The organism is Phaeobacter sp. B1627 (assembly GCF_006265095.1).
Classification (GTDB): Bacteria; Pseudomonadota; Alphaproteobacteria; order Rhodobacterales; family Rhodobacteraceae; genus Epibacterium.
On sequence record NZ_VCNK01000004.1, the window covers coordinates 465,779 to 488,680 of the forward strand.

The 22,902-nt window shown below is 63.3% G+C and carries 18 protein-coding genes; 6 read left to right on the forward strand and 12 right to left on the reverse strand.

Features of this window, described 5'->3' with window-relative positions; all coding sequences use genetic code 11:
• The first annotated feature begins 54 nt into the window (after nucleotides 1-54).
• A complete protein-coding gene (locus tag FGE21_RS04450; RefSeq protein ID WP_139661999.1) occupies nucleotides 55-1,029 on the forward strand; it encodes a GGDEF domain-containing protein in 975 nt (324 codons plus the stop codon).
• Nucleotides 1,030-1,148: 119 nt separating this feature from the next.
• On the opposite strand, the gene FGE21_RS04455 is transcribed toward FGE21_RS04450, so the two are convergent.
• The 4 genes from FGE21_RS04455 to FGE21_RS04470 form a co-directional block, all read right to left on the reverse strand.
• A complete protein-coding gene (locus tag FGE21_RS04455; RefSeq protein WP_176695360.1) occupies nucleotides 1,149-1,619 on the reverse strand; it encodes a calcium sensor EFh in 471 nt (156 codons plus the stop codon).
• Nucleotides 1,620-1,718: 99 nt separating this feature from the next.
• Nucleotides 1,719-2,372: a DUF938 domain-containing protein gene (locus tag FGE21_RS04460; protein ID WP_139662000.1), complete on the reverse strand. Its 654-nt coding sequence runs from the start codon at nucleotides 2,370-2,372 to the stop codon at nucleotides 1,719-1,721.
• Nucleotides 2,372-3,457 carry an FAD-binding oxidoreductase gene (locus FGE21_RS04465; protein ID WP_139662002.1) on the reverse strand — a complete coding sequence of 362 codons (1,086 nt, stop codon included), beginning with the start codon at nucleotides 3,455-3,457 and terminating at the stop codon, nucleotides 2,372-2,374. Before FGE21_RS04465 ends, FGE21_RS04460 begins: the two co-directional genes overlap by 1 nt.
• A complete protein-coding gene (locus tag FGE21_RS04470; protein ID WP_139662004.1) occupies nucleotides 3,454-4,404 on the reverse strand; it encodes an aldo/keto reductase in 951 nt (316 codons plus the stop codon). The genes FGE21_RS04465 and FGE21_RS04470 overlap by 4 nt, the downstream gene beginning before the upstream one ends.
• Before the next feature lie 118 nt (nucleotides 4,405-4,522).
• Here FGE21_RS04470 and FGE21_RS04475 point away from each other — a divergent pair, with 118 nt between their 5' ends.
• Nucleotides 4,523-5,131, forward strand: coding sequence for a CDP-alcohol phosphatidyltransferase family protein (locus FGE21_RS04475; protein ID WP_139662005.1), 609 nt, complete (start codon nucleotides 4,523-4,525; stop codon nucleotides 5,129-5,131).
• 247 nt (nucleotides 5,132-5,378) lie between these two features.
• Here the strand turns inward: FGE21_RS04475 and FGE21_RS04480 are convergent, their stop codons facing one another.
• The 7 genes from FGE21_RS04480 to xdhA all read right to left on the reverse strand — a co-directional run bounded on the left by FGE21_RS04480 (nucleotide 5,379) and on the right by xdhA (nucleotide 14,964).
• Nucleotides 5,379-6,455 carry a BMP family ABC transporter substrate-binding protein gene (locus tag FGE21_RS04480; protein WP_139662007.1) on the reverse strand — a complete coding sequence of 359 codons (1,077 nt, stop codon included), beginning with the start codon at nucleotides 6,453-6,455 and terminating at the stop codon, nucleotides 5,379-5,381.
• A 120-nt stretch (nucleotides 6,456-6,575) separates the two neighbouring features.
• Nucleotides 6,576-7,496, reverse strand: coding sequence for an ABC transporter permease (locus FGE21_RS04485; RefSeq protein ID WP_139662009.1), 921 nt, complete (start codon nucleotides 7,494-7,496; stop codon nucleotides 6,576-6,578).
• Nucleotides 7,496-8,578, reverse strand: a complete 1,083-nt coding sequence (locus FGE21_RS04490; protein ID WP_139662011.1) for an ABC transporter permease — start codon at nucleotides 8,576-8,578, stop codon at nucleotides 7,496-7,498. The genes FGE21_RS04485 and FGE21_RS04490 overlap by 1 nt, the downstream gene beginning before the upstream one ends.
• Nucleotides 8,579-8,695: 117 nt before the next feature.
• Nucleotides 8,696-10,216, reverse strand: a complete 1,521-nt coding sequence (locus FGE21_RS04495) for an ABC transporter ATP-binding protein (protein ID WP_139662013.1) — start codon at nucleotides 10,214-10,216, stop codon at nucleotides 8,696-8,698.
• Nucleotides 10,213-11,154 (reverse strand): xanthine dehydrogenase accessory protein XdhC, encoded by a 942-nt coding sequence (gene xdhC / locus FGE21_RS04500; protein WP_139662014.1) that lies wholly within the window; start codon nucleotides 11,152-11,154, stop codon nucleotides 10,213-10,215. Before xdhC ends, FGE21_RS04495 begins: the two co-directional genes overlap by 4 nt.
• Nucleotides 11,144-13,498, reverse strand: coding sequence for a xanthine dehydrogenase molybdopterin binding subunit (gene xdhB, locus FGE21_RS04505; RefSeq protein WP_139662016.1), 2,355 nt, complete (start codon nucleotides 13,496-13,498; stop codon nucleotides 11,144-11,146). The genes xdhC and xdhB overlap by 11 nt, the downstream gene beginning before the upstream one ends.
• A complete protein-coding gene (gene xdhA / locus FGE21_RS04510; RefSeq protein ID WP_139662017.1) occupies nucleotides 13,495-14,964 on the reverse strand; it encodes a xanthine dehydrogenase small subunit in 1,470 nt (489 codons plus the stop codon). Before xdhA ends, xdhB begins: the two co-directional genes overlap by 4 nt.
• Nucleotides 14,965-15,385: 421 nt before the next feature.
• On the opposite strand from xdhA, the gene dnaE reads away from it, so the two are divergent.
• Nucleotides 15,386-18,886 (forward strand): DNA polymerase III subunit alpha, encoded by a 3,501-nt coding sequence (gene dnaE, locus FGE21_RS04515; protein ID WP_139662019.1) that lies wholly within the window; start codon nucleotides 15,386-15,388, stop codon nucleotides 18,884-18,886.
• Nucleotides 18,887-19,084: 198 nt separating this feature from the next.
• Here dnaE and FGE21_RS04520 read toward each other — a convergent pair whose 3' ends face one another.
• The gene (locus tag FGE21_RS04520; protein WP_139662021.1) at nucleotides 19,085-19,279 is read right to left on the reverse strand and encodes a SlyX family protein; all 195 of its coding nucleotides are present in this window, start codon (nucleotides 19,277-19,279) and stop codon (nucleotides 19,085-19,087) included.
• A gap of 155 nt (nucleotides 19,280-19,434) precedes the next feature.
• Between FGE21_RS04520 and hisS the strand changes: the two genes are divergently transcribed.
• Genes hisS through hisG form a run of 3 tightly spaced genes read left to right on the forward strand, consistent with a single transcriptional unit; the run spans nucleotide 19,435 to nucleotide 22,720 of the window.
• Complete coding sequence (hisS, locus tag FGE21_RS04525; protein ID WP_139662022.1) at nucleotides 19,435-20,937, forward strand: histidine--tRNA ligase; 1,503 nt, start codon at nucleotides 19,435-19,437, stop codon at nucleotides 20,935-20,937.
• Nucleotides 20,938-20,939: 2 nt separating this feature from the next.
• Nucleotides 20,940-22,031 (forward strand): ATP phosphoribosyltransferase regulatory subunit, encoded by a 1,092-nt coding sequence (locus FGE21_RS04530; RefSeq protein WP_139662024.1) that lies wholly within the window; start codon nucleotides 20,940-20,942, stop codon nucleotides 22,029-22,031.
• Entirely contained in the window at nucleotides 22,028-22,720 is a 693-nt protein-coding gene (gene hisG, locus FGE21_RS04535) for an ATP phosphoribosyltransferase (RefSeq protein WP_139662025.1), read from the forward strand. Before FGE21_RS04530 ends, hisG begins: the two co-directional genes overlap by 4 nt.
• Nucleotides 22,721-22,902: the final 182 nt, after the last annotated feature.

Genomic DNA, 22,902 nt, shown 5'->3' on the forward strand with positions numbered 1-22,902 from the left:
CCTCGCATATGTAGGGGCTTTGGAAATTGGGAAAGCACCTGGAGAATTGATAGTGTGATTGCATATAATTTCCTGCAGGCCTTCGGGCGCCTGCCCGCGCATCGATTGGAGCTGGTCATCCGCCTGAGCTGTGTGGTGCTGCTGGCGGCCTTTGCCATCAAAGGTGCCGTATTCGCACATTGGGGCCTGATGATCGCGCTGATCCTGCTGGCGACCATTCTGTTGGTGAACTCGGGCGTGAGCCCTTTTGGGCGAACCCCGGTGGTGCCCATGCCGGGGGTGGTGGCGGCGATCACCGTGACGGTCCTGCTCTCGACCACATATCTGGGTGTTCCGGGGGCAATCTGGATGTTTCCGGCGCTGGTCGGGCTGCGGTTTCTCGGGGCCGGTGCGCAGTCGGGACCGGCGCGGCTGGTGCTGGTGATCCTGGTGCCGCTGATTGCCCTCTATCAGGGCGATGCGGGCAATGCGGCGCGGCTGTTTGGCGCCGGGACGATTTCGGCGGTCTATCTGTGGTTGACCGAAGGCCAGTTGGTGTCGTTGCGCTCCAAGCTGGACCAGAACGAGGGGCGCGATCCGCAAACCGGCGCCTATACCCGCACCCGGCTGGAGCGCGATATGAACCTGATCCCGCAACTGGCGCCGGTGGGGCTGATCCTGATCCGGGTCGACGGGGTGATGGCGCTGCGCCAAAGGGGACAGGGGGAGCGGGCCGATCAGATGCTGACCGATGCGGCGGCGCGCATCCTCCCCATGCTCAGCGCCCGTGAACGGCTCTACCGGCTGGGAGGAGAGGATTTCCTCATCAGCCTGGCGGGCTGGCGCGCCTACGAAAGCTATGAACTCGGACAGCAAATTCGCAAGGCGCTGGGGCAATTTATCGCTGATTGCGGGACCGAGGGGGGGGATATCCGGATCGGTGTGGCCGAAGTCATGGAACCGGAGGCCTTTGATGAGGCGCTGGATCTGGCCTACGCGCAGCTCAGGACCGAAAGCGCCGAGCGCCCGGCTGCTGCGCCGATGATCTGAGCGTCGCGCCAGAGGGCATCCAAAGTGAGTGCGTCCAGACTGCACCCGACGCGCATCCGCCGCGCAGTCGGAGCTGGCGCATCCGGGGCCTCTGTCGGGCAGAGGCGCTCAGCGCCGGGTCACCGGGAAATATCGTCGGGGCTGATGGTCCCGTCGCCGTCCCGGTCCAGACTGCGGGCAAACCGGTCCGAGCTGCGGAAATACTCCTGCCGCGAAATAACGCCATCCGCGTCGCTGTCGGAAAAGGTGAAGGCGTCAATCCGCCCGGCGCTGGCCGTCTGCGGCTGATATTTCTGCCCCAGATCGCTGAACCGGGCCCGGGTCGCGCGCAGCAGCGCGTCGAATTCCGCTGCATTGAGATGTTCGTCCCCATTCAGATCGCCGATCGGAAACTGCAGATTGCGCGAGGCCATGGCCTCGTCGATCGTCACGATACCATCGCCGTCGAAATCGAGGCTCTGCAGGAAACCATTTTGCGCTGCCGCGGGCATCGTGACCAGTGCACAGGCGAGCGCACAGGCGAGCGTACGGGCGACAGACAGGCATAGGACGAAAGGGGCCGCAACTGGGGCCCGGAGCATCTTGAACATTTTGGAAACTCGGCTTTTTTATTCTGATCAGAAAATAGGCACGCCCGCAGCCGGTTTCGAGGGGGCTTGCGTCACAAATCCGTCACATTTCTGCACATCTCATGTGCGCGACAGGATCAGGCAGAGGTTATTGGCAGGCATGTCGATCTGCGCCGTCAGTTCAAGGCGGCAGGCGGCGGCGCGGCTGGCGATCTCTGCCACGTCCTTGTAGCCGATCTCCGGGTCATGCGCCCGCAGGGCGGCATCGAACTGCGCATCGCCGGCGCTTGTCAGGCGGCCGTCCCGGCGGAACGGTCCGTAGATCACCATCGGGCGGCCGGGCGTCAGGGCCTGTGCGCTTTCGCTGAGCAGGGTGTCGGCCTCGGCCGCGCTGATCAGGTGCAGCAGGTTGGACAGCACGATCAGATCAAAGGGCCCGAGCACGGCCCCCCAGCCGACAGAGGTGGCATCAATCGCCGCCGCCTGCGCCACATTGGCCAGAGCCGCCTCGGTTGCATGGGCGTCGATACTGGCGCGGCGGGTCGGATCGACATCGCTGGGCTGCCAGTCGATCTGCGGCAGGGCACGGGCCAGACCGACCACATGCTGGCCGGTGCCGCTGGCAATTTCCAGCGCCCGTCCCCGCGCCGGGGCATGGGCGGTCACCACCTCCAGCAGCGCGGACAGATTGCGCGCTGCCGAAGGGGCGAACAGCTTGCCGCCCGCCGTGTCTTTCGCGACCGATGCCTGACCGGGAACAGAGCGCAACGGCATCAGGAGAACCTCGCGGGGGACAGCGCCGCAACCGTTTCCGACTCTGGTTCCGGCGTGCGTCCCGCCACCAGATCGCGCAGCAAGCGGGCCGAGGCCGGAGCGCTCTGGAACCCGTAGCCGCCCTGGCCCGCGTACCACCAGAACCCCGCTGCGGCAGGGGCGGCGCCCATCACCGGCACCCCGTCGGGGGCAAAACTGCGCAGCCCGGCCCAGCTGGCCTCCGGCCGGGTCACAGGGGCCGTCACCATTTCCTCATAGCGGGCGAGGCCTGTGGCCAGAACCAGATCGTCGGCCCATGCGTCCTGCGGCGCAACCGGGTCGGCATCGGCGGGCGAGACCAGCAGCTTGCCCGCCTGTGGTTTTGCATACCACCCCTCGTTGACCCCCATCAGCATTGGCCAGTCCCGGACATCCAGTCCGGCGGGCGCGGCCAGCTGCGCCATCGACCGGCGTCTGGGCTCGATCCCGACCGGCGCCACATCCGCCATGGCCGCCACCACATCCGCCCAGGCCCCGGCGGCATTGACGATCTGGCGCGCCTCATACACCGCGTCGCCAGTGTCAACCCGCCAGCCCGCCGCGCTGCGGGTGATCGCGCGAACCTCCTGACGCAGCCGGACCTCGCCACCGGCCTGGCGCAGGACCTTGGTCCACTCGAGCATCAGCCGGTCGGTGTCGATATCGGTCGCCGTCTCGTGAATGGCGGCATAGCTCACCACATCCGGGTTCAGGATCGGCACCCGGGCCTGTGCCTGTTCGACCGAAATCTCCTGCAGGTCCATCTCGGCCAGATCGGCCTCGAAGCCTGCGCGTTCCTCGGCCTTGCCCAGCAGCATCAGACCGCGTGGGCTGAGATAGGTCTCGCGCCCGGCGCCGGGAGTTTCAAAAAACGAACGGCTGGCCCGCGACAGCGCCTTGATGGCCGGCGGCCCGTAGCCTTCTTCGAACATCGCCGCCGAGCGGCCGGAAGCGTGATAGCCGAGCGCCGTCTCCCGTTCCAGCAGCACCACAGAGCCAAGCTCCGACAGATGCGCCGCCGCCCCGATCCCGGCCACACCGCCGCCGATGACGAGGAAATCGATCATGCTTCCTCCAGCCGGTCCGTCGCGGGCGCCGGGCGCGGGCTCAGCGCCGCGATCCGGTCATAGAGCGCGGGCGTCATCTCGAAAGTGGTGGCCGCCAGCGACGGCGCCAGCTGTTCGGAGCTGCGTGCCGACAGGATCGGCACCGGCTGAGCGGGGTGGGCCGCTGCCCAGGCGACGGCGAGCGTGGCGGGCTCGGTGCCCAGCTCTTCGGCCAGGTCCAGCAGGTCGCTGGCACAGTGATGCATCCACTCCTGACCATAGCGCGCGGCATAGCGGTCGTCCTCGGCCAGCCGACCAGAGCCACCGCCACGGGCGTATTTCCCGGTCAGCAGCCCGCCACCCAGCGGCGAATAGGGCACCGGCAGAATGTTCTGGTCGTTGCACATCGGCAGGATTTCCACCTCGGCCTGGCGCTTGACCAATGAATACATCGGCTGCAGCACATCGATCTGCAGCCCGAGGCGCGCCGCCAGCGCCACCGCCTTCATCACCTGCCAGGCGGCAAAGTTCGACAGGCCGATATGGCGGATCAGCCCCGCTTGCTTCAGCTCGGCAAAACAGGTGAGCGTGTCCTCCAGGGGCGTCTCCGGGTCAAACCGGTGCAGATACAGCAGGTCGATACTGTCGAGGTCCAGACGCTGGCGGCAAATGTCGAATTGCGCCCGCATGTTGGCCGAACCCGCCCCGCCGGCATAGCCCACTTTGGTTGCCACATAGAGGCGCTCGCGCTCGGGGGCGATCAGACGGCCGAGGATCTTTTCGCTGGCGCCCTCCGCATAGACATAGGCCGTGTCGAAATGGCGCAGCCCCGCAGCCCGGCAATCGGCGAACATCGCCGCCGAGGCCGCGTCATCCGCCCGGCCTCCGAATTGCATGCAGCCAAAGGCAAACCGGCCAATCGGCTGGCCATCAAGGGTGGAGAGCGGGGGGCGTGTTGTCTGGGTCATGGGCCGACAGTGGCATGCAGGCGGCGCCGTTGACAACGCCGGAATTGCCGGCGGCTGACACATTCAGACGCGGCAACGTGAATGGATCTGCGGGCGTTTTCCGGCTACATCAAGCGCCATGTTTGACGCCAAGATCCGCCCCCTCATCGATCCGATCCTGAACAGGCAGGGCATCCGCCTCGCCGCCCGCGGGGTGACGCCCAATCAGGTGACCCTTTTCGGTCTGGCGCTGGGGCTGTTGTCCGCCACGATGATCGCACTGGGCGCGCCGGGCTGGGCGCTGCTGCCGCTGCTGGCCTCCCGTCTGGCGGACGGGCTCGACGGGGCTGTGGCGCGTGCCGGCCGGCCGAGCGATTTTGGCGGCTATCTCGATATTGTCTGCGACTTCATCTTCTACGGCGCGGTGCCGCTCGGCTTTGTCGCGCTGGATCCGGCCGCGAACGGGTTGGCGGGGGCGGTGCTGCTGTGCAGTTTCTATGCCAATGGCGCCAGCTTTCTCGGCTATGCGGTGCTGGCGGAAAAACGCCAGATGACGACAGAGGCGCGGGGCACAAAGACGCTCTATTTCACCGGTGGCTTGCTGGAAGGCGCGGAGACAATCGGATTTTTCGTGCTGCTCTGCTGCTGGCCTGCAGGCTTCGTGCCGCTGGCCTGGCTGTTTGGGGCCTTGTGTTTCGTCACGGCGGCCACCCGTGTCCTGCTGGCGGCAAAGGTGTTTCAGGACTGATCGCCGCCGGTCTTTCGGGGGCGCCGCAGGGGGCGGTTCCAGGTCGTGAAAACCCCGAAAACTCTGATGCAACCCATAGATATATGCGTGCGCGCCCGGCGCAACGGGCACAAGAAGTATCAGCCTTTTTGACCCAATGTTTCGTGCGCGAAACAATAGGTCAGGATGCTTGACCTAAAAAGCGCGACCCCGACATGGAAAGACCCGCCGGAGAGGGCGGGTCTTTCGGATCTCGGTCGAGGGGAATTTACTCCGGGATGGAGCCTTCGATGCCTTCGACGTAGAAATTCATGCCGGCCAGGGTGCCGTCATCTGCGGTTTCACCTTCGCCGAGGAAGTCGGAGCCATCCTGCTTTTTCAGCGGACCGGTGAACGGGTGGTATTCGCCCGCAGCCATTGCGTCTTTCAGCGCCAGGGCCTCGGCTTTGACGTCCGCCGGAACCGCGTCGGAGATTTCACCGATGCCGACCATGCCGGGGCCGATGCCGTCCCAAGTATCGGTGGAGGTCCAGGTGCCGTCGATCACGGCCTTGGTGCGTGCGATGTAGTAGGGCGCCCAGTTGTCGATGATCGAGGACACACGTGGTTTCGGCCCGTATTCCGCCATGTCAGAGGCCTGACCGAAGGTGATCACATTGCCCGCGGCCTGTGCTGCGGCCTGCGGCGCGGTAGAATCGGTGTGCTGCAGGATCACGTCGGCGCCCTGTTCGATCAGAACCTTGGCCGCGTCGGCCTCTTTCGCGGGATCAAACCAGGTGAAGGCCCAGACGATCTTGAACTGGACGTCGGGGTTCACTTTCTTGGCGTGGATATAGGCAGAGTTGATGCCGCGGATCACTTCGGGGATCGGGTAGGAGCCGATATAGCCGATGATGTTGCTCTCGGTCATGTGGCCCGCGATGGTCCCCTGCACGGCGCGTCCCTCATAGAACCGCGCGGAATAGGTGGAGACGTTGTCGGCGCGTTTGTAGCCGGTGGCGTGCTCGAATTTCACATCGGGGAATTTCGCGGCCACGTTGATGGTCGGATCCATATAGCCAAACGAGGTGGTAAAGATCAGGTCGGCACCCTGCAGCGCCATCTGGGTGATCACGCGCTCTGCGTCGGGGCCTTCGGCGACATTCTCGACATAGACGGTTTCGACCGCATCGCCGAATTCCTCGGCCACGGCCTTGCGGCCCTGATCGTGCTCATAGGTCCAGCCGCCATCGCCGACGGGGCCGACATAGACAAATCCGACCTTGGTCTTGTCCTGAGCCAGCGCGCCACCGGCGGCCAGACCCAGCGCGACAGCGGCGCTGGCGAATAATGTGGTGAGTTTCATGGTATGGGTATCCCCCTGGTTGGTTCCATAGTTGCGGGTCCGCTCGGGTTGGTCCCGATGCTGGACGGTCTTTGGGTGTCCCGACGGTACTGAGCCCGGACGATGCGACGCCCCCCGAAATCAGCGGGAGGCGTGAAAACTGCGCCCGAGCGACGCGGGTGCGCTGCTCTTGTCGGCGGATAGGATAACGAGCACCAGAATGGTGATCAGGTAGGGCGACATTGCCAGATATTCCACCGGGATAGCAACGCCTGCTGCCTGTAGATTAAGCTGTACGACCGTCACGCCGCCAAAAAGATAGGCACCCAGCAGGGCCCGCCAGGGCTTCCAGCTGGCAAAGACCACCAGCGCAAGGGCGATCCAGCCGATACCCGCCGTCATGCCCTCGGTCCACTGCGGCACCCGAATGAGGCTGATATAGGCGCCTCCCATGCCGGCACAGGCGCCCCCGAACAGGATCGCAAGGGTGCGAATGCGCACGACTTTATACCCCAGCGCATGGGCGGCCTCGTGGTTTTCGCCTACCGCCCGCAGGACCAGACCCGCGCGGGTGAATTTCAGCACGGCCCAGACGGCGCCGGTCAGGGCGATGCCGAAATACAAGATGACGTCATGGGCAAACAGGATCGGCCCGACGACCGGCAGATCTGACAGCACCGGAATGTCGATCCGCCCCATCTGCGGCGGCTTCACCCCCACGTAGCGTTGCCCCAAGAGCGCCGAAAGCCCGAGCCCAAAGAGCGTCAACGCCAGCCCGGACGCCACCTGATTGGCCAGCGCGACCTGCGTCAGAGCGGCAAAAAGCAGCGATAGCGCCGCTCCGGCCACTGCCGCCACCACAAATCCCGCAAGCGGTGATCCGCTTTCCACCGCAGCGGCAAACCCCGCGATGGCGCCGGTGATCATCATCCCCTCGACACCGAGGTTCAGCACGCCCGATTTCTCCACCACCAATTCGCCAATGGCGGCCAGCAACAGCGGCGTCGCCGCCACCATCAGAGAGGCGATCAACAGGACGGGATTGATTGCAGACAGATCCATCACGCGACCTCCGGCTTTCCAAATGCGATACGGTAATTGGTGAGCAGATCCAGCGCCAGCAGGAAGAACAGCAGCATTCCCTGAAACACCTGGATGGCAGCCGATGGCAGGCCAAGGTTGCCCTGCGCAATGTCGCCACCAATATAGGTCAGCGCCATCAGCCCGCCCGCCAGTAGGATGCCGACCGGATGCAGGCGGCCCAGAAAGGCGACGATGATGGCGGTGAATCCGTAGCCCACGTTGAAATCGATGGAGACCTGCCCGGCCGGGCCGGAGACTTCGAACATCCCCGCCAGCCCCGCCAGCGCCCCGGAGGCCCCGAGGCAGAACAGGATCAGCCGCGCCGGTTTGACACCCGCAAACCGCGCGGCGCGGGGGGCTTCGCCGGTCAGGCGGATGTGATAGCCCAACATATGCCGGTTCAGCAGCACATAGGCAAAGATCACCGCGATCAACGCCGCCACCACGCCCCAATGCATGCCGGTCCCGGTCACGATCTCGGCGTTATGGGCCGATGCATATTGCTGCAGGTTGCGCGATCCCGGAAAGCCAAATCCCTCGGGGTTCTTCATCAACCCCAGCGACATCGAGGCGAGGAACTGCTCCGCCACATAGACCAGCATCAGCGACACCAGAATCTCATTGGTGCCGAAGCGGGTTTTCAAAACCGCCGGGATCATCGCCCAGGCCCAGCCGCCAAGGGCTCCGGCAAACACCATCAGCGGAAAGATGAACCAGCCCTCCATCGGATAGAAGGCCAGCCCGACCCCCGCGCCGGTCAGGGCGCCGATGATATACTGCCCCTCGGCACCGATGTTCCAGATGCCCGCCCGAAATCCCAGCGACAGCCCGATCGCGATCAGGACCAGCGGCGCGCCTTTGACCAGAAGCTGAGGCCGGTAGTAAAAGGCAAATTCGCCAAACAGCGGATCCCAGAAAATGGTCAGGATCGCCTCGACCGGATCTTTTCCCAATAGGGCAAACAGAACGCCCCCCATGATCATCGTCGCCACCACGGCAACCAGCGGCGTGGTCAGCGACCAGACACGCGAGGGCTGCGGGCGTTTCTCAAGCCGGATCATATATCCCATCCCTTTTGGCCAGAGCTGTGCTCTCCGGTCCTGTTCATCTTTTCCCAAATACCTCCGCCGGAGGCTCCCGTCATCTGCCTCCGGCGCCCGAGGTCCGGGCCCGGGGCGCTAGACATGCGCCACTTCCATGCCATGGGCGCCGCCCATCATCAGGCCGATTTCTTCTACCGTCAGCGCCGCAGTCGGACGTGGCACCGACAATGTTCCTTCATTCAGCGCCGCGAAATTGTCCGAAATCTCCATCAGCTCGTCGAGATCCTGACTGATGCAGATGACCGCCGCGCCCCCGGCGGCCAGATCCAGCAGCGCCTGCCGGATGGCGGCCGCGGCGGCGGCATCAACGCCCCAGGTGGGCTGATTGACGACCAGCACCTCGGGGCGCTGCAATACCTCCCGCCCGATGACGAATTTCTGCAGGTTTCCCCCCGACAAGGAGCGGGCGGCATTCTCCGGCCCGGGTGTGCGCACGTCAAAGGCCTTGATGATGGTCTCGGCAAAGCTGCGCGCGACCCCCCACTTGAGAAAACCACGGGTCTCCAGCCCTTCCCGCACGGACCCTGTCAGCAGCGCGTTTTCAGTCAGGCTCATATCCGGCGCCGCCGCATGGCCCAGCCGCTCTTCGGGGGCCGTCAGCACGCCGAGCGCACGCCGCGCGGTGGGGCCCATGTGGCCGATGGGCTGACCGTCAAACATCACCGCATCGCGGGCGGTCGTCACCTCGCCGGACAGGACCGACAACAGCTCGTCCTGCCCGTTGCCCGCAACACCGCCCACCCCAAGGATCTCGCCCCGGCGGACCGACAGCTGCAGCCCCCGCAGCGCGGTGCCAAAAGCCGAGGGCGCAGGCACCGACAGATCCGTGATCGCCAGGGCCACGGCCCCGAAGGTGCGGTCCGACCGTTCGGGTGTCTTCAGCGCCGTGCCCACCATCAGCTCTGCCATGTCGCGCGCAGAGGTCTCGGCGGGGATGCAGGCGCCGACATTGCGGCCCAGCCTCAGGATGGTGGCCTGATCGCACAGCGCCCGGATCTCTTCCAGCTTGTGGCTGATGTACAGGATCGAGGTGCCCTCGCTTTTCAACTTGCGCAGGGTCTGGAACAGGATCTCCACCTCCTGCGGGGTCAGCACGCTGGTCGGCTCGTCCATGATCAGCAGCTTCGGATCCTGCAGCAGACAGCGGATGATCTCCACCCGCTGCCGTTCCCCCGCCGACAGGGCGCCGACAGTGCGATAGGGATCAAGCGGCAGCCCGTAGGCTTCCGAGACATCGCGAATGCGGGCGGCAAGATCGCGCATCGGCGGTGGGGTCTCCATGCCAAGCGCGATATTCTCTGCCACATTGAGCGCATCAAACAGCGAGAAATGCTGAAACACCATGGCGATCCCATCGGCGCGCGCCTGCCGGGGTTCGGCCGGCTCGTAGGGCTGCCCGCGCAGGGTCATCTGCCCCGAATCCGGCTTCACCAGCCCGTAGATCATCTTGACCAGGGTGGATTTCCCCGCCCCGTTCTCTCCCAACAGCGCATGAACCTCGCCGGTGCCGATCACGAAAGAGACCTTGTCGTTGGCCACCACCCCCGGATAGGCCTTGGTCAACCCGTCGAGGGTCAGTAGCGCAGATGTGCTCACGCGCGGTGCTCCTTTTTCAGTTCCATGCGCCGCCCGGGCGCCATCAGATCAGCCGCGACGCCAATGGCGATGGCCTGCGGGTGTTTGCCAAGCTCGGGCCGACCGATCGGGCAGGTGAGGCGGTCTATCTCACCCCGCCCGTGCCCCAAAGCCGCCAGCCGGGAGCGAAACCGCGCCCATTTTGTTTTCGACCCGATCAGACCGGCAAAGCCAAAGCCATGTTCCAGCAAGCGATGGCATAGCGTCAGATCCAGCTGATGGGAATAGGTCAGGATCAGGTGATGGGCCTCCCGGGGCGCATGGGCCACCAGCCGTTCGGGCGTCTGGGCCGGAATATGGGTCACGCCCGCTGCGATGCTCTCGGGAAAGCGGTCTTCTGCCACATCGATCCAGGTGATCTCGAAATCAGGCAGTGGCGCCAGCACATCGACCATTGCCCGGCCCACATGCCCGGCGCCCCAGATCCACAAGGGGTGGCGGGGCTGACGCACCGGCTCCACCATCCAGCCGGCCACAAGCTGCGGTCCGGGGCGCTGACCCTGCGCTCTGGCGGTGGCCAGAAGGCGGCTGACAGACAGCGGTTGTGGCCCGGGGTCGGCAACAACCGGGCGGGCAATCACATCAGCGTCCAGCCCCTCAAGTTCGGCGGCGGTGAAGATCTCGGTCAGCAAGGTCACCGCCCCGCCGCAGCACTGGCCGAGATCCGGCCCCAACGCATGGGCGGTCAGAGAGCGCGGGCTCTGCTGCCGCCGGGCAGCCTCGGCGGCCTGAAACTCCAAGGCTCCGCCGCCGATTGTGCCCGACTGCCCGCCCTGCCAGACCAGCATGACGGCCCCGACCTCACGCGGCGATGACCCGCGCACCTCGGCCACCACAACCCGCGCCACACGGGCATGCGCTGCAACGGCCGCCCGCAGCGCGCTGACGTCAAACGCCATCCTGTATCCTTTCAGCCCGGCGCCAGATTTCCTCAGCCGTCGCAGGCGCGTTCAGATGGGGGTAGCCCGCACCAAAGGCCCCGACCGCATGGGACAAGGCCAGCCAGGCGGAAATCCCGAGCATGAAGGGCGGCTCGCCGACCGCCTTGGATCGATAGATGGTGTCCTCCCGGTTCTGCCCGTCGTAAAGCGCCACGTTGAACACATCCGGCCGATCAGAACAGGCAGGGATCTTGTAGGTGGAGGGCGCATGGGTCCGAAGCCGCCCGGACCCGTCCCATTTCAGCTCCTCCGTGGTCAGCCAGCCCGCCCCCTGCACATAGGCCCCTTCGACCTGGCCAATATCCAGCGCAGGGTTCAGCGAGGCGCCGGCATCATGCAAGATATCCGTCCGCAGAATCCGGTTCTCGCCGGTCAGCCGATCCACAATGACCTCGGTGACGGCCGCGCCATAGGCGAAATAGAAAAACGGTCGCCCCTTGCCCTTGATCCGGTCCCAGTCCAGGGCGGGGGTCTTGTAAAATCCGGTCGCCGACAGGCTGATGCGCCCGGTGTAGCACATCATGGCGGCGGTCTCGAAGGTGATCTCCGTCTCTGCGATCCGCACGCGGTCGCCCTGAAACACCACAGCAGAGGCAGGCTGCTGGTAGACCTCGCCAAGATGCGCCGCCATGCGGTCGCGGATGGTGTCACAGGCGGCCTTCACCGCCATACCATTCAGGTCGGACCCCGACGAAGCCGCCGTGGCCGAGGTATTGGGCACTTTCGCCGTATCGGTCGCGGTGATCTTCACTCGGTTCAGATCGACCCCAAAGCGAGAGGCCGCCACCTGCGCGACTTTCTGAAACAACCCCTGTCCCATCTCGGTGCCGCCATGGTTCAGATGGATGGAGCCATCCTGATAGACATGAACCAGCGCCCCCGCCTGATTGAGATGCGTCAGCGTGAAGGAAATCCCGAATTTCACCGGGGAAAAGGCGATCCCCCGCTTCAAACGGTCATTGTCGGCGTTCCACTCCGAAATGTCGCGCCGGCGTCTGGCATAGTCGGAACTCTCCAAAAGCTGCGCGGTGATCTCATGCAGTTCGAAATCCGTCACCTCCATCCCGTAGGGAGTGGAATTGTCTTTCATCTTTTCCGAAATACCTCGGGGGACGGTCGCAGACCGGGGGGCAGCGCCCCCTTCCGCCGGTGCGTCACTCGGTGCGTCGTAATAATTCCGCAAGCGTAGCTCGACCGGATCGATCTGCAGCACATGCGCCGCGTGATCCATCACGCGTTCAATTCCGACCATGCCCTGAGGACCACCAAACCCACGATAGGCGGTGGCGCTTTGCAGGTTGGTCTTCAGCCGGTGGCTTTCGATGCGAATGGCCGGGATGGCATAGGCGTTGTCGGAATGCAGCATCGCCCGGTCGGCGACCGGCAGCGACAGATCCTGCGCCCAGCCACAATCCACGAGATGGGTGAAGGACACGCCGGTGATCCGGCCTCCGGCCTCAAATCCGGCGCGGTAGGAGATACGGAAGGCATGGCGCTTGCCGGTGATGGTCATGTCATCGTCGCGATCATAGCGCATCTTGCAGCATTTGCCGGTCTGCCGGGCCGCGATGGCGCAGGCAACGGCCAGCGCATTGCCCTGGCTCTCCTTGCCGCCAAAACCGCCGCCCATGCGCCGGATTTCCACCCGCACGGCGTGCATCGGCAGACCAATGGCCTCGGCCACCTTGTGCTGGATCTCGGTGGGGTGCTGCGTGGAGGAATTGACCAGCATGCCGCCGTCTTCCTGCGGCATCGCCAGCGCCGCCTGTCCTTCGAGATAGAAATGTTCCTGGCCGCCGATCTCGAAGCTATCCTCGATCACATGGGCCGAACCGGCAATCGCAGCCTCTGCATCGCCCTTGTGATATATGCGGGGGCCATCCTCAAACCGGCTGTTCGCCGCGAGGGCGGCATCCACCGTCAGGAGAGCTTCTTCCTCGGCGTATCGGATCTCAGCCCTGCGGGCGGCAACCCGCGCCGCGCGATGCGAGCGGGCCACCACCAGGAAGACCGGTTGCCCGACGTAGAAGACCTCTCCTTTGGCGAGCAGGGGCTCATCATGAAGCGAGGGTGAGACATCGTTGTCGAAGGGCAAGTCATTCGCCGTCAGCACCGCAACGACGCCGGGGCTGCTCCGGACCTGCGCCAGATCCATTGCGGTGATCCGGCCCCGCGCAATCTGCGACAGACCAAAGGCCAGATGCAGGGTGCCTCGGGGCGTGGGAATGTCATCCACATAGCGCGCCTGACCGGTGACATGCAGGGCCGCCGCATCATGGGGGAGGGGTTTTGAGACGCTCATTGGCTGATCTCCAGCACATGCTGAGGTGCGCCGTTCAGATCCGTGAAATAGCGTCCAAGCAGATTTTTCGCCGTTGCCAGCCGGTATTCGGCTGAGGCCCGCATATCGCTCATCGGGCTGAAGTCCTTGTGAAATTCTGCCTGCGCTGCGGCCACTGTGGCCTCTGACCAGCGCTGGCCGACCAGAGCAGTCTCCACATGGGCGGCCCGTTTCGGAATGCCCGCCATGCCGCCAAACGCGATCCGGGCGGCGGTCACTGACCCCTCTGTCACGGTGACGTTGAAGGCACCCAGAACCGCCGAGATATCCTGATCAAAGCGTTTCGACAGTTTATAGACCCGCAGGCTGTCGGGCTGACGGGGAAAGCTCACCGCCTCGACGAATTCGCCGGCCCCGCGATCCTGTTTCCCGTAGTCGAGGAAAAACGCTTCCAGCGGCAGGCTGCGGCGGCTGTCGCCGCGACGCAGATGCAGCTGCGCGCCCAGTGCGATCAGGGCGGGCGGGGTGTCGCCGATCGGCGATCCATTGGCGATATTGCCTCCGATGGTGGCCGCCGCGCGCACCTGTTGCGAGGCAAAGCGGCGGATCATTTCGGCGAAAGATGCATGCAGCGGCGCCAATGCCTGCCGCACCCGGTTCATGTCGGCCATGGCGCCCAGACGGACCTCTGTGTCGGTGACGGTGATCTCTTTCAGGTCCGTGCAGCCGTCGAGAAAGATCACGTCTTCAAGGTTGCGCAGCGTCTTGGTCACCCAGAGGCCAACGTCGGTGGCACCGGCAATCAGCGTGGCCTCGGGGCGCGCCACGAAGGCGGTTGCGAGATCATCGCCGGAGCGCGGGCGCAGGGCCAGCGAGGGATGCGTGGCCTTGTCTGTATCTGTGGTTGTTTGCGTGTCGGTTTGCGTATCTGGGGCAGAAGGGGGCGCTGCCCCCCGGTCTGCGACCTCCCCCCGAGGTATTTCGGAAAAGGTGAACTTTCTGTCGGCGGTGATCCATTGCGGCGCGGGCGTGGCCTCGGCGGCCTCGGCTGCGCGGATGATCGGGGCATAGCCGGTGCAGCGGCAGAGATTGCCGGCCAGCTGGGTGTCGTGATCGGTGGCGCCGTTGGTATGGGCCGTGACCATCGACATCACGAAGCCCGGCGTGCAAAAGCCGCATTGGCTGCCGTGATGGTCGATCAGCGCCTGCTGCACGGGATGCAGCGTGCCATCGGGACCTGCGGCGCCTTCGACCGTGCGCACGGATTTGCCCTGCAGCTGCGGCAGGAACAGAATGCAGGCGTTCAGGGCGCGGGCGCCATCCGGATCGGTGACCATGACCGTGCAGGCGCCGCAATCGCCTTCGTTGCAGCCTTCCTTGGTGCCGGTGAGGCCCCGGTCTTCACGAAGCCAATCCAGCAATGTTGTGGTCGGTTCTGTGTCTGGAAGCGAGACCTCTTCACCGTTGAGATGAAAGGTAATCGTCATCTTGAAAAACCCGTCGCCTTACTTGGGTTACCCCCGTGGTGCGGCTCTTCGATGCGACGTAGAAGGGGCGCGGGGTTTTCGTGGACTTCAGGCGCTCAGCTTGTGGGGGGGCGGGCCGCAAAGCAAGTGCAAAGACGGTCCTGTGCAATGCGCCTCCAATCAGGGCCAGACTGTGGGGCGCGTGATGCCCGCCGAACTTAGGTGTTGAACTATAACAGTTTTATCCTGATCCGGTCGAGAGGTTTCGGGCTTTGCCGGAAAGGAGTTTCAAAAAAAACCATAAAGGAGATGGGAATCTTTTAGGCAAAGATGCGTAAAGGAGGGGTGACGGCACGATCCAGACGGGCCCAATGCAGGGGCGTCTTGCGGATTGGGGTTTTCCGCTCTTTTACGTGGGTCTGTGCCGCAGTAGGGTCCGGTCATGACAGATGCTCCCCGATTCATTCACCTGCGCACCCATACGGAATATTCGCTTCTGGAGGGGGCCATTCGCCTGAAAAAGCTGCCGGATCTGTGCAAGGCGCATAAGATGCCTGCGATTGCGGTGACGGATACGAATTCCATGTTCGCGGCGCTGGAATTCTCGGTCACCCTTTCCGGCGCAGGCGTGCAGCCCATTCTGGGCTGTCAGGTCGACCTGACCTTTGAGAAGAGTGATCCCGGTGAAAAACCGAAGTTTCCCGCGCCTCTGGTCCTGTTGGCGCAGGATGAGGCCGGGTATGAGCACCTGATGAAGCTCTCCTCCTGTCTCTATGTGGACAATACCGGGCAGCTGCCGCAAGTGTCGCTGGAGCAATTGGAAACCAACAGTGGCGGGCTGATCTGTCTGACGGGCGGGCCGGACGGGCCGGTGGGGCGCTTGTTGCGGCAGGGGCAGCGCCCGGCGGCAGAGGCGCTGATGCGACGGTTGCAGGGGATCTTCCCCGACCGGCTCTATGTGGAGCTGCAGCGCCATCCCGGCGAGGACGGACAGCCCGAGGCGGAGACGCTGACCGAGCGGGGCCATATCGAGATGGCCTATGCGATGGGGCTGCCCTTGGTGGCCACCAATGATGTCTATTTTCCCAAGACCGAAATGTACGAGGCTCATGACGCGCTGATCTGCATCGCCGAGGGCGCCTATGTGGATCAGTCGGAACCGCGTCGCAGGCTGACCGCGCAGCATTATTTCAAAAGCCAGGAAGAAATGATCGCGCTCTTTGCGGATTTGCCGGAGGCGATCGAGAATACCGTCGAAATCGCGCAGCGTTGTGCCTTCATGGCCTATCGCCGGGATCCGATCCTGCCGAAATTTGCCGATGACGAGGTGGTGGAGCTGCGGCGTCAGGCCAATGCGGGGCTGCAGAACCGGTTGGCGGTGATCCCTCATGCGGTGCCTGCGGAAAAATATCAGGAGCGGCTGGATTTCGAGCTGAACATCATCGAGGGCATGGGCTTTCCCGGTTATTTCCTGATCGTTGCCGACTTTATCAAATGGGGCAAGGATCACGGTATCCCGGTGGGGCCGGGGCGGGGATCGGGGGCCGGGTCGCTGGTGGCCTATGCGCTGACCATCACCGACCTTGATCCGCTGCGCTACTCGCTGCTGTTCGAGCGCTTCCTGAACCCGGAGCGGGTTTCGATGCCTGACTTCGATATCGACTTCTGCATGGATCGCCGCGAGGAGGTGATCCGCTACGTGCAGCAGAAGTATGGCCGCGACAAGGTGGGGCAGATCATCACCTTCGGCGCCTTGTTGTCCAAGGCGGCGGTGCGCGATATCGGCCGGGTGCTGCAGATGCCCTTTGGGCAGGTGGACCGGCTGTCGAAGATGATCCCGGTCGAGGGCGTCAAGCCGGTGTCGATCGAGCAGGCCCTGCGGGACGAGCCGCGGCTGGCCGATGAGGCGCGCAATGAACCGGTTGTGGATCGGCTGCTGACCTATGGGCAGCAGGTCGAGGGCCTGTTGCGCAACGCCTCGACCCACGCGGCCGGCGTGGTGATCGGGGACCGGCCGCTGGATGAGCTGGTGCCGCTCTATCAGGATCCGAGATCGGACATGCCGGCCACTCAGTTCAATATGAAATGGGTGGAGCAGGCCGGTCTGGTCAAATTCGATTTCCTCGGTCTGAAAACCCTGACCGTCATCCAGAATGCGATGGAGCTGATCTTCAAGTCGGGGCGGGATCTGCATGTGTCGGCCGATGGTCGCCAGCTTTATGAACCGGCGGAGGGGGCCAAGAACCAGATCAACGCGATCCCGCTGGAGGACAAGCCGACCTACGATCTCTATTCGCGGGCCAAGACGGTGGCGGTGTTCCAGGTGGAATCCACCGGCATGATGGACGCGCTGAAGCGGATGAAGCCGACCTGCATCGAGGACATCGTGGCGCTGGTGGCGCTCTATCGTCCGGGTCCGATGGAGAACATCCCGGTCTATTGCGAGGTCAAGAACGGGTTGCGCAAGATCGAATCCGTGCATCCGCTGATTGATCACATCCTTGAGGAAACCCAAGGGATCATCGTCTATCAGGAACAGGTGATGCAGATTGCCCAGGTGATGGCGGGTTATTCGCTTGGCGGCGCCGACCTGTTGCGCCGTGCGATGGGCAAAAAGATCAAGGAGGCGATGGACGCCGAGCGGCCCAAGTTCGAAAAAGGCGCGGCGGAAAACGGCGTGCCGGCGAAAAAGGCCTCCGAGGTGTTCGACCTGCTGGAGAAATTCGCCAACTACGGTTTCAACAAATCCCACGCGGCGGCCTATGCGGTGGTGTCCTACCAAACGGCGTGGCTGAAGGCGAACCATCCGGTGGAGTTCATGGCAGGGGTCATGAACTGCGATATCCACCTGACCGACAAGCTGTCGGTTTACTTTGAGGAAGTGAAAAAGGGCCTCGGGCTGCCCTATGCGGCGCCGGACATCAATCGGTCGCTGGCGACATTCGATGTGGTCAAGGGTGAGTTGCTCTATGCGCTGGGCGCGCTGAAAAACGTCGGTGTCGACGCGATGAACCTGATCGTCGAGGCTCGTGGGGACCAACCCTTTGTGACGCTTTTCGACTTTGCCCGTCGGGTGGATCTGAAAAAAGTGGGCAAGCGACCGCTGGAGATGCTGGCGCGGGCGGGGGCCTTTGACGTGCTGGACAAGAACCGCCGCCGGGTGTTTGAGAGCCTCGAGGGGCTGGTCAACTATTCCGCAGCGATCCAGGAGCAGAAAAACTCCAATCAGGTGTCCCTGTTCGGAGAGGCCGGTGACGATCTGCCGGAACCTCGGCTGGCGGGCGTGCCGGATTGGTTGCCTGCGGAACGGCTGAACGAGGAATTCAGGGCGGTTGGTTTCTATCTGACCGGGCACCCGCTGGACGACTATATGCCCGCGTTGAAGCGCAAGGACGTGATGACGCTGGATGAGGTCATGGCAAAAGCGGAGCGCGGCCCTTTCATGGCCAAGATGGCTGGCGTCGTGGCGGGTCGGCAAGAGCGAAAATCCGCACGTGGCAACCGGTTTGCCTTTGCACAGTTGTCAGACACCACCGGAGCATATGAGGTCACTATCTTCTCTGATGTGCTGGAAAAGAGCCGCGAGTATCTTGAAACCGGATCCAAGGTCGTGATCACTGCCGAAGCGACGATGGAGAGCGATCAGCTCAAGCTGCTGATGCGCTCTGCCGGGCCCGTGGACAGTGCCATTGCCGATGCTGGCCGTTCCTCGCTGCGGGTGTACCTTGACAGCGCCTCGGCGGTGGCGACGGTGGCGACGGTTCTGGAAGAAGCCAAAACCGCTGCCCGCAATGCCAATCCCGGCGAGATTTACCTCTATTTGCAGGATCCGGCCCTGCCGGGGGACGTCGAGATGGATCTGGGCCAGATGTTTCCTGTCAACCCGCAGATAAAGGGGGCTTTGAAAAGCCTCGACGGGGTGAGGGAGGTGGAAGAAATCTGATAGTCTGGCCTGGGTTTCTGGCCTAGGTTTCTGGCATGACATTCTGGCAGGGGCTTTGCCCCTCTTGGCCTGAAGGCCAATTCACCCCAAGGTATTTGGGAAAACGTGAATTGTGGGCGCCTAATTCCCAGCCCTTTCATCTTTTTTTAAATACCTTGGAGCGCGAGGCGAAGCCTCGCATGAAAACAATTTTTAGCTTCAGTAGTGCGGCGGGCGCTCATCGCCAAAGACTGCTGCGCCGGTGCTTTCGGCCTCCCGGTTGGCCTCTCGTTCCATCAGCATTCCCACCCGGCGTTTCAGCTGTTCGATATCTGTCTGTTGCCGGGCGACGATGTCGTTCAGCTCGTCGACGGTGCGGTTCAGATAGGCGATCTGTTCTTCTAGGTGTTGCATGGGGAGGGACTCCTGCAGAGAAACGGCATGATTGCCACTCATGTAGCGGTCCAGATGCGGGACGTCCATCGGTGCGAACATAGCCTCGTGGCTTGCCGTGGCAGGCCCCTTGGGCTAGACGCTGAGCCGACACAACCACCCGCGAGGAGGCCAGCATGGCCAAAGCCAAGAAACAGCCCCGTCCCAAGGCCGTCACGCCAAAGGGATTTCGTGACTATTTCGGCGAAGAGGTGACACAGCGCACATATATGCTGGGTCAGATCGCGGAGGTCTATCATCAGTATGGCTTTGATGCATTGGAATCGGCGGCTGTGGAAACGGTCGAGGCACTGGGCAAATTCCTGCCGGATGTGGATCGACCGAATGCCGGGGTCTTTGCCTGGCAGGAGGCCGACGACAGCGGTGCCGATGGCAAGCCCGGCGACTGGATGGCATTGCGTTATGATCTGACGGCGCCTCTGGCGCGGGTCTATGCGCAACACCGCAACGATCTTCCCAATCCCTACCGACGCTACGCGATGGGCCCGGTCTGGCGCAACGAGAAGCCGGGTCCGGGGCGCTATCGTCAGTTCTATCAATGCGATGCGGATACGGTCGGTACGGCCTCCATGGCGGCCGATGCAGAGATTTGCATGATGCTGTCGGATACGTTGGAGCGTGTAGGCATCGCGCGTGGGGATTATCTGGTGCGTGTCAACAACCGCAAGGTGTTGAATGGCGTTCTGGAAGCCATGGGGCTTGCCGAGGGCGACCCCAAGCGAGACGATGTATTGCGGACGATCGACAAGTTCGACAAGGTCGGCGAAAGCGGCGTCCGCGAGTTGTTGGGCAAGGGGCGACTGGATGCCTCAGGGGCGTATATCGACGGTGTTGGTCTTTCAGAGACGCAGGCCGAACCGGTGATCGCGTTCCTGACGTCCCGTGCGGATGATATTGTCGGCACCATGACAAACCTGCGTGCAGCCGTGGGGGACAGTGCAGTCGGCCAGGAGGGCATTGCCGAGCTGGAGCAGATCGGAGCGCTGCTGGCTGCGGCGGGATATCGCTCTGACCAGGTGCTGATCGACCCGTCAATCGTACGGGGGCTGGGCTACTATACAGGCCCCGTTTTCGAGGCCGAACTGACGTTTGAGATCCTCGACGAGAAGGGCCGCAAGCGCCAGTTCGGGTCGGTTGCCGGGGGCGGTCGCTACGATGGTCTGGTGAAGCGGTTCACCGGTCAGGAAGTGCCTGCGGTCGGCGTGTCCATCGGTGTGGATCGCTTGTTGGCGGCATTGCGCGAAAAAGGCAGGCTTGCCGCGACGCCGACCGGCCCGGTGGTCGTGACGGTGATGGATCGCGACCGCATGGCAGATTATCAGGCCATGGTGTCAGAGCTGCGTCAGGCCGGGATCCGGGCAGAGGTCTATCTGGGCAACCCAAAGAACTTTGGCAATCAGCTGAAATATGCTGACAAGCGGCATTCGCCGGTTGCGGTGATCGAAGGTGGCGAGGAAAAGGAGCGCGGCGTCATTCAGATCAAGGATTTGATCCTTGGGGCGAAAATCGCAGAGAGCGCTACTCTGGAAGAATGGAAGGAACGCCCCAGCCAGTTTGAGGTGCCGCGCGCCGATCTGGTCGCGTCGGTGCGTGAGATCCTCAGCAGACAGGACGGCTGATCATGCCAAATCGTTCTCAGATCGAAGCGCAGGCGGCGCTTCTGCGTCAGCGTTTTGAAGTGGCAGGCGGCGTGGTTGTCGACCCGCCGTTGCTGCAGTCGGCAGACTTGCTCCTTGACCTCTATGGCGAGGATATCCGTGCGCGTGCCTATGTGACATCAGATGCGCTCCGGGGTGAGCAGATGCTGCGCCCGGATTTCACGCTGCCTGTGGTGCAGATGCACATGCGCAACGGCGCAGAGCCTGCCCGGTATACCTATGCGGGCCAGGTGTTCCGCCGTCAGGAACACGACCCGGATCGTGCAAATGAATTCGTCCAGGTCGGATACGAGGTTTTTGACCGTACCGATCCTGCCGATGCCGATGCCGAAGTCTTTGCCCTTTTCCATTTGCAGCTGCGTGGCCTGGAGCTGCGGGTCGCCACCGGTGACATCGGTATCCTGATGGCCGCAGTTGACGGGCTGCAGACGACCGAAGTGCGAAAGGCTGCCCTGCGGCGTCACATCTGGCGTCCACGCCGGTTCCGGGCGCTGCTGGACCGGTTTGCGGGCCGGTCGCCCATGCCGGAGAGCCGCAAGATGCTGGTGTCCACCAGCGGGTCCCTGACCGGCACCGTTCCCGAAATCGGCAAGCGGCGGGCAAAGGAAATCGACGACCGGGTGGAGATTCTGCGAAAGGATGCCGCTGCTCCGCCTGTGTCGGACCATGAAATGGCCGCATTGGAAGCGCTGCTCGCCGTGCGCGAAACGGTTCCCTATGCGATGGAACAGATGCGCGACATTGCCGTGGACCTGCCTGCGATCCTGCCGGCGCTTGACCGGCTGGAAGCCCGCGCAGCCGCAATGAAGGCCCGCGGGATCGATGTGGACCGGCTTGATTTCGAGGCCTCCTACGGGCGTACCTCGATGGAATATTACGATGGGTTCGTGTTCGGATTTTATGCGGAACGCCGTCCAGACCTGCCTCCGATTGCCACCGGTGGACGCTATGATGCGCTGACCCGGCTCTTGGGGCAGGGGGGGGAGATCCCGGCGGTGGGCGGTGTCATTCGCCCGGACTTGATCCTGACGCTGGCTGAGGAGACACGCTCATGAGCATAAAGCTCGGAGTTCCGTCCAAGGGGCGGCTGATGGAGAAGACATTTGACTGGTTCGCCAAGCGCGGCATCACCCTGTCGCGTACCGGTTCGGAACGGGAGTATGCGGGGGCGGTTGACGGCGTGCAGGGGGTCGATCTGGTGTTGCTGTCCGCAGGAGAGATCCCGCGAGAGCTGGCGGCAGGGCGCATTCACCTCGGCGTCACGGGCACTGATCTGGTGCATGAAAAACTTCCCCGCTGGGAACAGCAGGTTGAGGAACTGGAGCCCCTGGGGTTCGGTGACGCGGACCTGATCCTTGCGGTCCCGCAGTGCTGGATTGATGTGGACACGCTGGAGGATCTGGATGCGGTTGCTGCAGCATTCCGCCGGGAGCACGGACATCGATTGCGGATCGCGACCAAATATCACCGCCTGGTGCGGGAGTTTCTGGCAGATGCGGGGGTTGCGGATTACCAGCTGGTGGACAGTCAGGGGGCAACTGAGGGCACTGTCAAAAACGAAACTGCGGAGATGGTGGCGGATATCACCTCCAGCGGAGAAACATTGAGGGCCAACCATCTGAAAATCCTGTCTGATGGTCTGGTACTGCGCAGCCAGGCAACATTGTGGCGCAGCCGTATCGCGAAATATGCGGACGACGAAAAAACGGCGCTCAAGTCACTCATCGCGCGCATTGAAAACTGATGTCTTTGGCGAGGCTCTGCCTCGCGCTCCGAGGTATTTGGGAAAAGATGAAAACCGGGATCCGCGATCTCCTCCTTTCATCCTTTTTTTTAAATACCTTGGGGTGAATTGGCCTTTGGCCAAGAGGGGCAAAGCCCTTGGGGGATCAGATCACCCCTATTTCTGCAAGCGCCTGAGATAAT

What these genes read in the sequence shown, in the direction of transcription:
- FGE21_RS04455 (WP_176695360.1), bottom strand. Translation starts at nt 1,619, where the DNA reads ATGTTCAAGATGCTCCGGGCCCCAGTTGCGGCCCCTTTCGTCCTATGC.
- FGE21_RS04460 (WP_139662000.1), bottom strand. Translation starts at nt 2,372, where the DNA reads ATGCCGTTGCGCTCTGTTCCCGGTCAGGCATCGGTCGCGAAAGACACG.
- FGE21_RS04465 (WP_139662002.1), bottom strand. Translation starts at nt 3,457, where the DNA reads ATGATCGATTTCCTCGTCATCGGCGGCGGTGTGGCCGGGATCGGGGCG.
- FGE21_RS04470 (WP_139662004.1), bottom strand. Translation starts at nt 4,404, where the DNA reads ATGACCCAGACAACACGCCCCCCGCTCTCCACCCTTGATGGCCAGCCG.
- FGE21_RS04475 (WP_139662005.1), top strand. Translation starts at nt 4,523, where the DNA reads ATGTTTGACGCCAAGATCCGCCCCCTCATCGATCCGATCCTGAACAGG.
- FGE21_RS04480 (WP_139662007.1), bottom strand. Translation starts at nt 6,455, where the DNA reads ATGAAACTCACCACATTATTCGCCAGCGCCGCTGTCGCGCTGGGTCTG.
- FGE21_RS04485 (WP_139662009.1), bottom strand. Translation starts at nt 7,496, where the DNA reads ATGGATCTGTCTGCAATCAATCCCGTCCTGTTGATCGCCTCTCTGATG.
- FGE21_RS04490 (WP_139662011.1), bottom strand. Translation starts at nt 8,578, where the DNA reads ATGATCCGGCTTGAGAAACGCCCGCAGCCCTCGCGTGTCTGGTCGCTG.
- xdhC (WP_139662014.1), bottom strand. Translation starts at nt 11,154, where the DNA reads ATGGCGTTTGACGTCAGCGCGCTGCGGGCGGCCGTTGCAGCGCATGCC.
- xdhB (WP_139662016.1), bottom strand. Translation starts at nt 13,498, where the DNA reads ATGAGCGTCTCAAAACCCCTCCCCCATGATGCGGCGGCCCTGCATGTC.
- xdhA (WP_139662017.1), bottom strand. Translation starts at nt 14,964, where the DNA reads ATGACGATTACCTTTCATCTCAACGGTGAAGAGGTCTCGCTTCCAGAC.
- dnaE (WP_139662019.1), top strand. Translation starts at nt 15,386, where the DNA reads ATGACAGATGCTCCCCGATTCATTCACCTGCGCACCCATACGGAATAT.
- FGE21_RS04520 (WP_139662021.1), bottom strand. Translation starts at nt 19,279, where the DNA reads ATGCAACACCTAGAAGAACAGATCGCCTATCTGAACCGCACCGTCGAC.
- hisS (WP_139662022.1), top strand. Translation starts at nt 19,435, where the DNA reads ATGGCCAAAGCCAAGAAACAGCCCCGTCCCAAGGCCGTCACGCCAAAG.
- FGE21_RS04530 (WP_139662024.1), top strand. Translation starts at nt 20,940, where the DNA reads ATGCCAAATCGTTCTCAGATCGAAGCGCAGGCGGCGCTTCTGCGTCAG.
- hisG (WP_139662025.1), top strand. Translation starts at nt 22,028, where the DNA reads ATGAGCATAAAGCTCGGAGTTCCGTCCAAGGGGCGGCTGATGGAGAAG.